Source organism: Glycomyces sp. TRM65418 (assembly GCF_019710475.1).
GTDB lineage: Bacteria > Actinomycetota > Actinomycetes > Mycobacteriales > Micromonosporaceae > Glycomyces.
On sequence record NZ_JAJFAX010000008.1, the window covers coordinates 158125 to 171631 of the forward strand.

General features: G+C 73.7%; 12 protein-coding genes. 9 read left to right on the forward strand and 3 right to left on the reverse strand.

The features are described from left to right. Positions 1 to 158: 158 nt before the first annotated feature. Entirely contained in the window at positions 159 to 1343 is a 1185-nt protein-coding gene (locus K3N28_RS17920; RefSeq protein WP_228094118.1) for a hypothetical protein, read from the reverse strand. A gap of 385 nt (positions 1344 to 1728) precedes the next feature. Between K3N28_RS17920 and rpmB the strand changes: the two genes are divergently transcribed. Further along, a complete protein-coding gene (gene rpmB, locus K3N28_RS17925; protein WP_030157716.1) occupies positions 1729 to 1920 on the forward strand; it encodes a 50S ribosomal protein L28 in 192 nt (63 codons plus the stop codon). Between the two features lie 234 nt (positions 1921 to 2154). On the opposite strand, the gene K3N28_RS17930 is transcribed toward rpmB, so the two are convergent. Next, a complete protein-coding gene (locus K3N28_RS17930; protein WP_228094119.1) occupies positions 2155 to 3111 on the reverse strand; it encodes a thiamine-phosphate kinase in 957 nt (318 codons plus the stop codon). A 143-nt stretch (positions 3112 to 3254) separates the two neighbouring features. Between K3N28_RS17930 and K3N28_RS17935 the strand changes: the two genes are divergently transcribed. From K3N28_RS17935 to K3N28_RS17945, 3 genes are read left to right on the forward strand one after another with little or no spacing between them, the layout of a single operon-like run. After that, entirely contained in the window at positions 3255 to 3488 is a 234-nt protein-coding gene (locus tag K3N28_RS17935; RefSeq protein WP_228094120.1) for an Lrp/AsnC ligand binding domain-containing protein, read from the forward strand. Between the two features lie 14 nt (positions 3489 to 3502). Continuing rightward, the gene (locus tag K3N28_RS17940; RefSeq protein WP_228094121.1) at positions 3503 to 4081 is read left to right on the forward strand and encodes a DUF3515 family protein; all 579 of its coding nucleotides are present in this window, start codon (positions 3503 to 3505) and stop codon (positions 4079 to 4081) included. After that, positions 4078 to 4686: a DNA-3-methyladenine glycosylase gene (locus K3N28_RS17945; protein ID WP_228094122.1), complete on the forward strand. Its 609-nt coding sequence runs from the start codon at positions 4078 to 4080 to the stop codon at positions 4684 to 4686. Before K3N28_RS17940 ends, K3N28_RS17945 begins: the two co-directional genes overlap by 4 nt. A 63-nt stretch (positions 4687 to 4749) precedes the next feature. Here the strand turns inward: K3N28_RS17945 and K3N28_RS17950 are convergent, their stop codons facing one another. Next, positions 4750 to 6648, reverse strand: coding sequence for a glycosyl hydrolase (locus K3N28_RS17950; RefSeq protein WP_228094123.1), 1899 nt, complete (start codon positions 6646 to 6648; stop codon positions 4750 to 4752). Between the two features lie 205 nt (positions 6649 to 6853). Here K3N28_RS17950 and K3N28_RS17955 point away from each other — a divergent pair, with 205 nt between their 5' ends. Genes K3N28_RS17955 through K3N28_RS17975 form a run of 5 tightly spaced genes read left to right on the forward strand, consistent with a single transcriptional unit; the run spans position 6854 to position 13499 of the window. Further along, complete coding sequence (locus tag K3N28_RS17955; RefSeq protein WP_228094124.1) at positions 6854 to 8521, forward strand: Wzz/FepE/Etk N-terminal domain-containing protein; 1668 nt, start codon at positions 6854 to 6856, stop codon at positions 8519 to 8521. After that, entirely contained in the window at positions 8518 to 9918 is a 1401-nt protein-coding gene (locus K3N28_RS17960; RefSeq protein ID WP_228094125.1) for a hypothetical protein, read from the forward strand. The genes K3N28_RS17955 and K3N28_RS17960 overlap by 4 nt, the downstream gene beginning before the upstream one ends. Continuing rightward, positions 9915 to 11153 (forward strand): hypothetical protein, encoded by a 1239-nt coding sequence (locus tag K3N28_RS17965; protein ID WP_228094126.1) that lies wholly within the window; start codon positions 9915 to 9917, stop codon positions 11151 to 11153. The genes K3N28_RS17960 and K3N28_RS17965 overlap by 4 nt, the downstream gene beginning before the upstream one ends. Positions 11154 to 11163: 10 nt before the next feature. Continuing rightward, positions 11164 to 12048 (forward strand): sulfotransferase, encoded by an 885-nt coding sequence (locus K3N28_RS17970; RefSeq protein ID WP_228094127.1) that lies wholly within the window; start codon positions 11164 to 11166, stop codon positions 12046 to 12048. Next, positions 12036 to 13499: a polysaccharide biosynthesis C-terminal domain-containing protein gene (locus tag K3N28_RS17975; RefSeq protein WP_228094128.1), complete on the forward strand. Its 1464-nt coding sequence runs from the start codon at positions 12036 to 12038 to the stop codon at positions 13497 to 13499. The genes K3N28_RS17970 and K3N28_RS17975 overlap by 13 nt, the downstream gene beginning before the upstream one ends. The last annotated feature ends 8 nt before the right edge of the window (positions 13500 to 13507 follow it).

Genomic DNA, 13507 nt, shown 5'->3' on the forward strand with positions numbered 1-13507 from the left:
GCCATGAGGATACGCCTCCGGCGCGTCCGGCGGAAGCGCCGGCCGCGCGGCGGGGCCGCGGACCGGCGCGGAACCGCGACCGGCCCGCACGCGGTGAGCGTGCGGGCCGGTCGACGCCGATGCCGTGCGCCCCGTCCTTCGACGGGGCCGCGTTCGGCCTACGAGCCGAAGCTGATGCTGGAGCGGGCCGCTTCGAGCGCTTCGACCTGGTCGGCGGTGGCCGACCCGACGAAGCCCACGTAGTCGCTCCCGTCCTGGATGACCGCGGTCATCACGGTGACGTCCCCGACGGTGAAGGTCCGGAACTCGGCCGAGCGGGCGTCCACGCGGTACTGGGTCGCCTGCGCCCCTTCGGCGGCGCCGCCGGCCCAGCTCGCGGCCAGGTTCTGGAGGTTCTCGCCGAGCGTGGCGATCGGGACGTCCTCGGCGACGCCGATCTTCGCCGGGTCGAGCGCGCCGAAGTAGACCGTGGGGCCGGTCCCGCCCAGGACCGAGCCGGTCGCCGCGCTGAACGCGTCGGGCGGGGTCGCGGCCTCGGTCGAGCCCTCGGGAACCAGGATGCTCAGGCCGGAGGCGTCGGGGAGCACGGTGGTCGCCGCGGGGGCCTCGGGAGTGGCCGAGGCCTCGGCGCTCGGGGCGGCCTCGCCCGACGGCGTGGGCTCCTGCGCGGCGGAGGTCTCGATGGTGCCGGTCCGGTCGTCGGCGGGGCTGTCGTCCGGGTTGAAGAGGATGAAGCCGCCCACGCCCAGGGCCGCGGCGATGACCACGATGCCGACGATCAAGAGCCACATCGGGCCCTTGCCGCCCTGCTTCTTGTTCTTCCGCTTGATCGTGTCGGGCGCGCCCCACGGCTGCGCGCCGCCGCCCGAGACCGGGACGAGCTGGCCGCCCTGGGGACCGAACTGGCCGCCGCCGAAGGGCGGCTGGCCGTACGGGGGCTGGTGGCCGCCCGGGGCCGAGACCGGCATGCCCGAAGCCGGGATCGAGGAGACCGGGGGCATCCCGGAGACCGGCATGCCCGAGACCGGCATTCCGCCGCCGCCGAACGGGTCGGCGGCCGGCATCTGCTGGGGGGACTGCGGCGGTGCGTCGAACGGCGAGACCGGGACGCCGGGAGGCGGGCCGTACGGCGGCGACTGCTGCGGCTGGCCCGGTCCGCCCACGTATTTGACGGTGCCGTCGTCCTCGACCGGGCCCTGCCGGCTCGACGAGGCCATGCGCTGGCTCTCGGGGGACCACGGCGGCGGCTCTTCGGTCGGCGGCTGCTCGTTCGGGCGGTACACCGGGGGCTGGTGCTGCGGCGGCTGCCAGCCGTCGGCAGGCTGCTGCGGGGTGTGGCTCATGTTCGACTCACCAAAGAAGATATGGGCATCGGCACATCATGTATGCGGCCAGCCTACGGGATCAGAACCCATCCTAGAGTCACCCAAGGGAGCCGACCGCGGCAGCCGCCACAGTACAGAGCGGCCGCCGAGCGTCCTGCCAGGACCGAGGAGGCGGCGCGCTCCGGCTTCGGGTCCGCTTGGGGCGCAGGCGTTCCCCGGGCAGCGGGCCGGTCGGCGCCGGGAGGGGCCGCCGCGACGCTCCGCCCGGACGCGCGGCTCCCGGGGCGGCTGTGGCGCAGGTCCCGCCACCTGGATGTCCGGCGGTCCGCCGGGTCCGTTAGAATTGCCGGGTTGCCCGCCGTTGGGGTGGGCCTATTGAACGTCAATGCAGGAGTTTTGGATTATGTCGAGCGTGTGTGAAGTCTGCGCGAAGCGCCCGGGCTTCGGCAACAACGTCCCGTGGTCCCACAAGAAGACCCGTCGTCGTTGGAACCCGAACCTGCAGACCATCCGCATCGCGACTGGCTCCGGTGACAACAAGCGCCGCGCCAAGGTCTGCACTTCGTGCATCAAGGCCGGCAAGGTCACCCGTTAAGGGCTGACGCCGCGAAGACTTACGCCGCCGGGGCAGTGCCCCGGCGGCGCTTTGTCGTGCCCGAAATCGAGCTGCGGGTGATGTTCGCGACGCCCGGGCGTCGCCGTCGCACCCGGGCGGAACGGTGGCCGCGGGAAGACCCGTCCGCCCTGGGCGGGTGGAGCGGGGACCGCGCCCGGGCGTTGCGTGCGGGCTCCGGACCGGCGCGGGAGGCACGTCAGGCGCTGCGGACGGTCACTTCGTCGAGTCGCCGAAGTGGTCCCAGCCGGCCGGGCCCTGCCGCGGGCGGCCGTCGACCGTGACGCCGCTGCCTGCGGCGACCGTGCCGATCGGCCGCCAGCCCTCCGGAAGGGTCACGTCGGGCGGGAACGCGGCGGCCAGCGCGTGGTCCTCGCCGCCGGTGAGCAGCCATCCGCGCGCGTCGGCGCCCAGGGCGTCGGCGGCGTTGCGCATCGGCTCGGCGATCGGCAGGGTCGCGGTGTCGACGTCGATCGCCACGCCGGAGGCGGACGCGATGTGGCCGAGGTCGGCGAGGAGGCCGTCGGAGACGTCGATCATGGCGCGCACGCCCATGAGGGCGGCGTCACGTCCGGCCGAGTAGGGCGGCTGCGGCCTGCGGTAGGCGCTCACGAGCGCGCCCGGGGACCGGAAGCCGCGGGAGAGCACGTTCAGTCCGGCGGCGGCCCAGCCGATCCGGCCCGCGAGGGCGAGCACGTCGCCGGGACGGGCCCCGCCGCGCACGACCGGTTCGCGCCCTTCGAGGTCGCCCAGCGCGGTGACGGTGACGGTGAGCATCTCGCCGCGGGTGGTGTCGCCGCCGATGACGGCCGCGCCGACGGCGGCGGCCTCGGCGGCCATGCCGGAGGCGAGGCCCTCGAGCCATTCGGCGGGCAGGTCCTGCGGGGCGGCGACGGCCGCGAGGAGCGCGGTGGGCCGGGCGCCCATGGCGGCGATGTCGGCGAGGTTGGCGGCGGCGGCCTTGTGGCCGACATCGGCGGCGGAGCACCAGTCGCGGCGGAAGTGGTTGCCTTCGACGAGCATGTCGGTGCAGGCGACGACCCGGCCGTCGGGGGCGGTGACGACCGCGGCGTCGTCGCCGGGCCCGAGCACCACGGCGGGGGTGGTCGCGAAATGGCGCGTGAAGCGCTCGATGAGGCGGAACTCGCCGACCTCGGCGACGGTCTCGCTCACGTCGGGATCATTCCTCGGGCGGTTGAAGGTCGGTGAATCACTGGGTAATCTTCGCTCAACGGCGATCGGGATGCAGTCGGCCCCCGCCCGTGTCGGGCTCGACCTCCGGTCCCTTCTCCGCCCCTTCCGTGAGGAGGCCTGTGATGGTGCAGGCGTACATCTTGGTGCAGACCGAGGTCGGCATGGCCGCCTCAGTGGCCGACGCCGTGGCCGAGATCGACGGCGTGGTGCGGGTCGACACCGTCACCGGCCCCTACGACGTGGTGATCCTCACCGAGGCCGCCACCGTGGAGGACCTGGGGGCGTCGGTGGTGGGTAAAGTCCAGCGGGTGGCGGGCATTACGCGCACGCTGACCTGTTCGATTCTCAAGATCTGAGGAGCGCGGTCCTGGTGGGGTCTGAGGGGAAGTCGCGGCTTCCGGCGGTCGTGGCGACGGTCGTCGCGGTGCCGGTCGCGGTGGTGGCGGGCGTCTTCGTGTTCAACGCGATGGCGCCGGCGGCCGAGGATGCGCACCCGGCGCAGGCGGACCTGTCGCCCGTGTCGGTCGACGTCCCCGAGCTGAGCGAGGAGGACGCGCTGGTGTGCCTGGCGCTCACCGCGACCGCCCCGGAGTCGGCCGGCGGTCTGGCGGCGCGCCCGGTCGAGGGCGACGCCGTGGGTGACGGCGCGGGCGGAACCGGCATCGCCGCGGCCGAGGTGGTCATGGCCTACGGCGACCCGGCGACCGTGGCGACGTGCGGGGCCGAGCCCGTCGCGGTGGAGGACACCGCGCCGGTGTTCAAGCTCAACGGCGTGTGCTGGTTCTCCGACGAGGCCGGTCGGGAATGGACCACGCTCGATCGGCAGGTGCCGGTGAGCGTGAGCGTGCCCGAGGAGAACGAGCAGCCGGTGGACGTCCTGAACGACCTGTCGACGGTCATCGGCGAGAAGGTCCCGGCCGCCGAAGACGCGCCGACCGGATGCGCATGAGCACGCCGCTCGACCGCTCGTTCTTCGAGCGGGACTCGGTGACCGTGGCCCCGGAGCTGCTGGGCTGCGCGGTGAGCGCCAACGGGGTGACGGTGCGGCTGACCGAGGTCGAGGCGTACCGCCAGGACGATCCGGCCTCGCACACCTTCCGCGGACCGACGAAGCGAACGGCGGTCATGTTCGGCCCGGCCGGGCACCTGTACGTCTACTTCACCTACGGGATGCACTACTGCGGGAACCTGGTCTGCGGTCCGGAGGGGTTCGGGGCCGGTGTGCTGCTGCGGGCCGGGGAGGTCGTGGACGGGCTCGACGCGGCGCGCGAGCGCCGCGGGCCGCGGGCGACGGACCGGGACCTCGCGCGGGGGCCGGCGCGGTTGGCCCAGGCGCTGGGCTGGGGCAGGGACGACAACGGCCGCGACATGATCGGCGCGGTGTACGCGAGCGCTGAACCGGCGGCGGTGCTGGCCGGCCCGCGGACCGGCATCACGAAGGCGGCGGACGCGGCCTGGCGATTCTGGATCCCGGGCGACCGGTTCGTGTCCCCGTACAAGCGCCACCCGAAGGCCCCGGCGGCGGAGGCCGAGGACCGCGAGCCCGGGCGCTGACGGGCTCGCTTCCCCAGGCGCGGCGTCCGGTTCAGTCCACTCCGCGGAACGCGGCGCTCCGCCTCAGCTGCTCGGCCATTCCAGGCGTACGTCGAAGTGGCGCGAGCGCATCAGGGATCTGAACGCGTCCAAGACGTCCTGGTGGCGGTGCACCTCCGAGTTGCGGCCCTCCGCGTCCGGCGACTCGAAGTAGACGATCGCCTTCAGGCGCGGATAGTGCGCCATCTGGGACTGGGCCGCGTTGAAGACCGCCGCCTGGTGCCCGGGGTACTCCTCCTCGTGGAACACCCCCCATTCGGCCAGCATCATCGGCTTGTCCGGGTGCTCCCGCGCCACCCAGTGGTAGAACCCCGGCCAGGAGCTCTCGCCCTTCGTCTGGTCCACGATCTCCCCGAAGTCCGACTTCCCGTCGTCGTGGAGGGACTGCCCGTAGCCCGAGAGGCCGATCCAGTCCACCACGTCCGCGCCGGGGTACAGGTCTCCGTGCCAGGGCTTCTCCACCCACTTGAGGTAGCCCATGTAGTTCATGACGGTCACGAGGTTGTCGACGCCGGCCCCGCGCAGGCGCTCGACGACGTAGCGGTACATCCGCGCGTAGTCGTCGGCCTCCATGCCCGAGCCCGCCTTCTGGATCACGTCGTTCTCGGGCTCGTGGTGCACGGTGAAGAAGAACGGCTTGTCGAAGTTCGCCTTGATGTGCGCGGCGAGGCGGTCGAGGTAGGCGTCCACTTCGGGATCGCCCGCGGCGATCTCGGCCCAGTCCGCCATGCGCGGCTTCCAGTTGATGAACAGCGTCCGGGGCCGCAGCGGGTCCTCGGTCAGCGCGATCTGCTCCTCGGTCGGGAACAGTCGCGCATCCCCGCGCTCGTACGCGTGGTAGATCTGCTGCGTCCGCTCGACCGTGGACTCGAATTCCAGGAAGGCCTCCTCCTTGGGTCGAGACGTGTGGGCCCCCGCCGCGGCGCCGACGAGGGCGCCGCAGGTCGGGATGAGCTTGTCCCCGGTGACGCAGGCGGCGAGCCGGTTCTCGTTCCGATCCGCTTCGGGCTGCATCGGCGGCTGCTGCGTGGCCGGCTCGGCGGCCGGCAGCGCCGGGTCCGCGCTCGGGTCCGCCGAGGGCGGCGCGTCCGGTGACGACGACGTCGGCGGCTCGGGCGTGCCGGGCGCGTCCGTCGGCGGCTCGGTCGCGCCGGGCGTCCCCGTCGCGTCCGGCGAGCCGGTCGGGTGCTGCGGCGACGCCGGGGCCTGCGTGGCCGGCGGCGCGAGGGGGCCGGCGCTCGGGCCAGGGTACGGCGCGGTCGGCGGCGCCGGGCTCGCCGGCGGCACCACCGAGACGGTGCGCAGGTTCGGTCCCTCGCCGTATTCGACGCCCTCGAATTCGAGGTAGGCGTCGCGGTCGGGGGTCGTCACGGCGAACCCGTAGCGGCCGGGCGCGTCGATCGCGCCCGTCACGTCGAGCACGACCTCGGTGGTCTCCGCGTCGATCTCGACGACGTCCCACACGGTCCCGTACGGCGGGGCCGTCGCCGCCGTCAGCGTGCACAGGCAGCTCACCGGGTGCACGGACGCGACCTCGACGGTCATGTCCTCGCTGTCGGGCGGGACCGCCACCGGCAGGCGCAGCTGCGCGGTGTGGCTGGGCCGCACGGTGGACTCGTCCAGCGCGAACTGGAGGTGCGTCACCGCGACGCCGAGGTCCTCGGAGAAGCCGACGGGCAGCACGGCGGGCGACTCGGGCGCGGGGGCCGTGACGGCCGTGGCGGTGAAGGAGGCGGCGAGCGGCGCGTGGTCGACGGTGCCGTCGCCGTCCTGCCAGACCTCGTCGACCGGGCCCTGGCGGTCGCCGTCCGATCCGACTCCGTAGCCGATCACGAATCCCGCCAGGATCAGCGGGAGCGCCGCCAGGACGGTCACGAGGCCTCGACCCGTCCAAAGGCTCTGGCGCGTGCCGGTGTCGCCCATCGTCCACCTTCTTCCGTCCAATGTGATCCGTACTCAAATGCAGCGAATCACCATATTAACGAACATAACGGTTCTTACCGGCCTGCTCGCGCAAACGCCGCCACTGTCCCGTGTCACACGCCCGCCAACAGCGCTTCGGCCGTCACCTGGACGGCGTGTCGCTCGTTATGCAACCGAGATCCCAAGAACGAGAGAGGCTTTCGCGTTGAGGACCCCAGCCGCCCGCACGCTCGCCGACTACGGCGTCATTCTCCGCCGCTCCTGGTGGCTCGTCACCGGAACGGTGGTCGCGGCGGTCGCCGCCGGGTTCGCCTACACCGCTCAGAGCGAGGAAGTCTACGAGTCCACCTCCTCGGTGCTGGTCCTGCCCACCGCGAGCGACACCGCCGTCACCGGGGCGCGCACCGCCGGGCAGGTCAATCTCGACACCGAGGCCCAGCTCGTCAAGTCCACCGAGGTCGCCGAGGCCGCCGCCGAGGCGCTCGGGTCCGATCCTGACGCCGATCTGCTCTCGCGCGTGTCGGTCACCGTGCCGCCGAACACCGCGGTCCTCGAGATCGGCTTCCGCGCCGGAGACCCCGAGGCGGCCCAGGCCGGAGCGGTGGCCTTCAGCGAGGCGTACCTCGCGCACCGCCGGGCCGGGGCCTCCGCGGCGCTGCAGAACGCGATCACCGCGGCCGCCGTCGGCCTCGACGGGGTCGAGGACGACATCGCCGCCGCCGAGAGCGAACTCGACCGGATGGACGAGGGCGAGGACCGCGCCGGCCGCGAATCCGATCTGGACGCGCTGCGCCGCGAAGCCGGGGACCTCGAGGCCGAGATCGCCGCTCTGGAGGCCCAGCAGGGCGCCATCGCGCCCGGCCGGGTCATCAACCAGGCGCCCGTGCCGCAGGCGCCGGTGAGCCCGAACGGGCTGTTCAACCTCGCCGCGGCCCTCGGGCTCGGCCTGCCGCTCGGCCTCGTCCTCGCGTGGGCCCGCCACCGCCTGGCCCGCAAGGTCGCCTACCCGACCGATCTGGTCGAACGCTGCGAACTCGACGTGCTCGCCTCCGTGCCCCCGACCGTGAAGTTCCAGCGGCGCGAGGTCTTCGGGGCCTACAGCCCCGGCGGCCGGGTGTTCGCGCAGCTCCGCAACGTCGTCGCCTCGCAGCTCACGCACGACCAGCGCGTCGTCGTCGTCGCGGGCGTCGCCCCCGGGCCCGCTGCGAGCGTCGTCGCCGCCAACCTCGCCACCGCCATGGCCCGCGCGGGCGACCGCGTCACCGTCGTCGCCGCGAACCCGAGCACCACGGTGGGTCTGCCCGAGCTGTTCGGCACCGATCCGGTGCCGGGCCTGGCCGACGTCTGGTCCGGTCGCGTCGACCTCGCCCAGGTCGCTCAGGCCGCGCCGCGGCAGCCGAGCCTCAACGTGATCGGCCCCGGCGCCGCCGCGCGCGCCGCCGGCCCCACGAGCGAGGCCGCCGCCGAGACCTTCGCGAAGCTCGCCGAAGCCGGGCGGTTCGTCGTCGTCGACGCCCCGCCGCTCTCGTGCTCGGCCGACGCGCAGCTCCTCGCCGGGCACGCCGACGCCGTGATCCTCGCCGTCCAGTCCCAGCGGGACGCGATCGGCGAGACCGCGGCCGCCGCGGTCGCCATGCGCCAGATCGACACGACGCTGCTCGGGGCGATCCTGCTCCCGAGCGTGCTCGGTCCGATGACCACGGTGCCGCTGCCCACGGCGCGCCGCGATGCCGGCGGCGACGCCCCGGCGCGGAGCCCGCGGCAGGTCTCCGCCGACGAGACGCCCACGGATTCGCTCGAACCCGTCGAGGACGAGGGCCGGGAGGCGACGACGCCGGCGATGCCGGCCGTGCCTTCGGCCGAGTCGCGATGACGCTCCTCGCGGCCGCCCGCTCGGCCGGGCGCAACCGGACCGACCCGGCCGCCCGGGGCGCGAACGAGGGCGCGTCGATCACCTGGCTCCTCGCCGCCTACCCGCTGTGGTGGGCGCTCGGCCTCGGCGTGCTCGCGATCCCGTTCGTGGCGGCCGTCGCCGCGGTCAAACTCGTGCGCCGCCGGGCGATCGCGGTCCCGCCCGCCTTCGGGTGGTGGCTGCTGTTCCTCCTCGCCGTGACCCTGAGCCTCGCGAACCTCGGCGTGGACCCGCCCGGCACGGTGGCCGAGACCTGGTTCTCCAGCCTCCCCGGCGCGACGTTCCGGTTCGGCTTCTACTGCTGCTGCACGCTCATCGCCCTGTGGGCCTACAACCTCGTCGTCGAAGGGAAGCTCAGGCGCGAGCGGCTCGTCCGGCTCCTCGCGTGGCTGTTCGCCGTCACCGTCGCGGGCGGGCTCCTCGGGACCTTCGCGGGCGGTTTCGAGTACACCTCCCCGGTGGAGGCGCTGCTGCCGAAGGCCGTCGCGAAGGACGGCTTCGTCCAGTCCCTCGTGCACCCGGCGGCGGCGCAGACCATGGACTTCCTCGGCTACGAGACGCCGCGCCCGGCCGCGCCGTGGGGGTACACCAACACGTGGGGCAACAACTTCGCGATCACCTCGGTGTGGCTCGTCGTCGCCGCGTTCGGCGTCCCGACGAGGACCCGCTGGCGCGTCGGCGCGGTCGCGCTGCTCGCGGTCTCGCTCGTGCCGGCCGTGTACTCGATGAACCGCGGCCTGTGGCTCGGTCTGGCCGCGATCGCCGTCTTCGCGGCCCTGCGGCTCCTGATCTCCGGGCGGCCCGGCGGCATGCTGGCCCTCGGCGGCGCCGGCTGCGCCGCCGTGCTCCTGGTCGTGCTCACGCCACTGGGGACGGTGGTCCAGGCCCGCATGGACAACGGCCACTCCGACGACGGGCGGGCCTTCTCCTCCGAGCGCGCCACCGAACTCGTCGTCGAGCACTCCCCCGTCATCGGCTTCGGCTCCACCCGCAAGACCCTCGGCTCGGGCGAGTCGATCGCCGTCGGTCCCACGCCCGAGTGCCCCCGCTGCGGCGGCCGCACGCTCGGCGGGAACGGGCAGCTCTGGCAGGTCCTGTTCGCCCACGGCATCCTCGGCGCGGTCACCTACCTCGGGTTCGCGTTCGCCGTGCTGTGGCGGTTCCGGCACGACCACACCGCGGTCGGCATCGCCGGGAGCGCCGTCGTCGGCTTCTCGCTGATCTCGATGTTCTACTACAACGCCCTCGTCACGCCCCTCCTGCTCACCCTGCTCAGCTACGTCCTCCTCGCCACGGGCCGCCCGAGCGCGCCCGAGGCCCGAGTTCCTCACCAAGGCCCAGAGACGGAGAACCGATGAGCCGTGCCCTGAAGACCGCCGACGACCTGCGCAGGCGGGCGACCTACCTCGCGGAGGTGGTCGACCAGCTCTATCCCGGCACGGGAGCGGGCGGACCGGCCAGGCCCTACATCGTGGTGCCCGGGCGGCGCAAGCCGCGCGTGCTCATCCCGGCCGCCGACCGCAAGGTCGCCGCGGCCGCGCTGCGGCGCTACGCCCGGCCCGCCGCGCGCGGCGCGCGCCTCAAGCGCGACGCCGCCGTGTGGGCCCTGCGCCTGGGCGTCGACCGCGTGCTGCTGCCGCACCGCCTCAAGGTCGGCGGCGCCGAAGGCATCGACGACCACCTGGCGTCGGTCCTCGGCCACGAGGTGCACCTGAGCATCCACATCGGACCGGCTCGGGCCAATCGCAAGCCCGTGCTCCAGATCCTCGACGGCGACGCGACGACCGTCGCGTTCGCCAAGCTCGGCGTCAACCCGCTCACGCGCGAGCTCGTGGAGGCCGAGACGAACGCCACGAGGCGCCTGAGCGAGTTCTGCGACCTGCGGCTGCTGCGGGTGCCCGAGCTGCTGCACGCCGGGAACTGGAACGGCCACAACCTCATGGTGACCTCCGCGCTCCCCTCCTGGGAGGCCCCGGCCGACCTCGGGACCTCCCGCCGCACCGCCGCGATGCGCGAGCTCGCCGACGCCTGCGGCAGCGCCCGCTCGCCGCTCGGCGAGTCGGACTACGCCGCGCGGCTGCGCTCGCGGCTCGCCGCGCTCGCCGAGCGCGGCGAACCCGACGCCGACACGCTCCAGACCGCCGGGACGACCCTCCTCGACCGGTACGCCGCCACCGAGTTCACCTTCGGGTCCTGGCACGGCGACTGGTCCCCGTGGAACACCCGCGAGACCGAGTCCGCGGTGTACCTGTGGGACCTCGAGCGCTTCGAGACCGGCGTGCCCTACGGCTTCGACGCCGCCCACTACCGCCTCCAGGACGACATCGTCACCAAGGGGGCCGACCCGACCACGGCCGTGCTCGGCCTCGTCGCCGACGCCTCGGCCGTCCTGGCGCCCATGGGCGTCACCTCGGCCGAGGCCGAGCCGACGACGCTGCTGTACCTCGTCGACCTCGCCGCCCGCTACATGGGCGACCAGGCCGAACGGGCCGGAGCCGCACTGGGGGCCCTCGGCCGCTGGCTGCTGCCCACCCTGCTTCGCCACATCGCGCGCCAGCGCACGTCCCCGACCGAGAGCACCGGCGGGCAGTGAGGAGAACCCGATGAGCCAACGGACCCTGCGCGAGCGCATCCCGAACCAGTTGAAGGCCGCAGTCGGCCACTCGTCCCGCACGTTCGGCCGCCTGACGGCCGCGTCGCGGATCCTGCCGGGCCTGCTGATCTGCGGCGGGCAGCGCTGCGGCACCACGTCCCTGTACCGGGCCCTGGCCCAGCATCCGGCGATCCTGAAGCCGGTGTTCCACAAGGGCGTCCACTACTTCGACACGAACTACGAACGCGGCATGGCCTGGTACCGGGGGCACTTCCCGACCCAGGCGAGCGCGCGGCGGATCGCCGACCACACCGGGCTCGCGCCGATCGGCTTCGAGTCGAGCCCGTACTACCTGTACCACCCCCTGGCGGCCGAGCGCTTCGCCCGCGACCTGCCCGGGGTGAAGGTGATCGTGCTCGTGCGCGACCCGGTGGAGCGGGCCTGGTCGCACCACGCGCACGAGGTGGCGCGCGGGTTCGAGCCGATCGCGGACTTCGCGGAGGCCGTGGCCGCCGAAGACGCGCGGCTCGACGGGGTCGAGGAGCGGCTGCGCGCCGAGCCCGGGCGCTACAGCTTCGACCACCAGCACCACGCGTACACCGCCCGCGGCCGGTACACGGACTTCCTCGAGCCGCTTGCGGAGCGGGTGGGCCGGGACCGGGTGCTGGTGCTCGACTCCGGGGAGTTCTTCTCGCGGCCCGAGGACGCGTTCGAGCGGGTGCTCCGGTTCCTGGGGCTGCCGTGGCTCGGCGAGTTCGCCTTCGCGCGGCACAACGCGCGCGGGCGTCCCTCGCCGATGTCGGATGCCCTGCGCGAAGCGCTGACCGCTCATTACGAGCCCTACGACGAGCGGCTCGCGGCCTGGCTCGGGAGCGTGCCGAGTTGGCGGCGCTGACGGCGACCGCCGTCGCGGACGAGGCCGGCCGCGAGGAACTGCGCGGCACCGCCCGCGGCGGCCTCGTCAACCTGGCCGGGGCGGCGGTCTCCGGTCTCGGCGGCCTCGCGGTCACCTGGCTGGCGGCGGTCGCGATGTCGCCCGCGGAAGCGGGCGCGTTCTTCGCGGCGACCTCGGTGTTCCTGCTGGCCGGCGCGACCGCGCGCCTCGGCACGCCGACGGGCCTGGTGTACTGGGTGGCGCGCCTGCACAAAAGCGGCCGGGACGGCGCGGTCGGCTCGGTGCTGCGGCTGGGCCTGTGGCCCGCCGCGATCGCGTCGATGGCGGCGGCGCTGGCGCTGCTGCTGACGGCGCCGATGTTCGCCCGCCCGGACCTGGTGCGGCTCATCGCGCTCTTCCTGCCCGCGTCGGTCGCGCTGGAGGCGCTGCTGGCGGCCACCCGCGGCTACCGGCTCATGGGCCCCACGGTGATGATCGACAAGCTCGGGCGCACCGCGGCGCAGCTGATCGGGCTGGCGGCGATCGCCTTGGCCGGGACCGCTTCGGCGCTCACGATCACGTTCGCGTGGGTGCTGCCGTACCTGCCCGCGGCGTTCGCGGCGGGCTGGTACCTGCTGCGAAGGCACCGCCGCTCCCGGCCCGACCCGGGCTTCCCCGATCGAGTCTCAGCACGGGCGTTCTGGGGGTTCACCGCACCGCGGGCCGCGGCCGGGGTCGCCCAGCTGGGCTTGCAGCGGCTCGACATCATCATGGTCGCGGCGCTGGCCGGGCTCGGCCCGGCGGCGGTCTACACGGTCGCGACCCGGTTCGTGATCGTGGGCCAGATGGCCTCGGGCGCGGTCGGGCAGTCGGTGCAGCCGCGGGCGGCGGCCGCGATGGCGGCCGGGGAGCCCGCGTCGGCGCGGGCGCTGTACCAGGCCTCGACGGCGTGGATCGTGGCGCTCACCTGGCCGGTGTACCTGGCCGTCGGCCTGCTCGCCGACTGGTATCTGCGCCTGTTCGGCCAGGACTACGTCGGCGGGGACGCCCGCCTGGTGGTGTGGATCCTGGTGCCCGCCATGATGCTCAGTTCGGCGTGCGGGGTGGTCGACTCGATGCTGGCGATGGCCGGGAAGACCTCGTGGCAGCTGATCGACGTCTCGATTTCACTCGTCGTCAACATCGGGTTGAACCTGGCGTTGATCCCCTCGATGGGCGTCGTCGGCGCGGCGATCGCATGGTCCGCGGCCGTTCTGGTCAATAATTTGGTTCCACTCGCGCAACTGTGGCGCACGTTCGGCTTGCACCCGTTCGGGGCGTTGACGAGGCGGGCGCTGCTTGCGGCCGGCCTCGGATTCGGGGTCCTGCCGCTGGCGGCCATGCCGCTCGGCCCGCTGTGGACGTCGGCCGCGCTCGCGGCCGCGGGCCTCGCGTGGGGGGTGGCGCTGCTGCGCTACCGGACCAGGATCTGACTTGAAAG

What these genes read in the sequence shown, in the direction of transcription:
- K3N28_RS17970 (WP_228094127.1), top strand. Translation starts at nt 11,164, where the DNA reads ATGAGCCAACGGACCCTGCGCGAGCGCATCCCGAACCAGTTGAAGGCC.
- K3N28_RS17935 (WP_228094120.1), top strand. Translation starts at nt 3,255, where the DNA reads ATGGTGCAGGCGTACATCTTGGTGCAGACCGAGGTCGGCATGGCCGCC.
- K3N28_RS17960 (WP_228094125.1), top strand. Translation starts at nt 8,518, where the DNA reads ATGACGCTCCTCGCGGCCGCCCGCTCGGCCGGGCGCAACCGGACCGAC.
- K3N28_RS17950 (WP_228094123.1), bottom strand. Translation starts at nt 6,648, where the DNA reads ATGGGCGACACCGGCACGCGCCAGAGCCTTTGGACGGGTCGAGGCCTC.
- K3N28_RS17945 (WP_228094122.1), top strand. Translation starts at nt 4,078, where the DNA reads ATGAGCACGCCGCTCGACCGCTCGTTCTTCGAGCGGGACTCGGTGACC.
- K3N28_RS17920 (WP_228094118.1), bottom strand. Translation starts at nt 1,343, where the DNA reads ATGAGCCACACCCCGCAGCAGCCTGCCGACGGCTGGCAGCCGCCGCAG.
- rpmB (WP_030157716.1), top strand. Translation starts at nt 1,729, where the DNA reads ATGTCGAGCGTGTGTGAAGTCTGCGCGAAGCGCCCGGGCTTCGGCAAC.
- K3N28_RS17965 (WP_228094126.1), top strand. Translation starts at nt 9,915, where the DNA reads ATGAGCCGTGCCCTGAAGACCGCCGACGACCTGCGCAGGCGGGCGACC.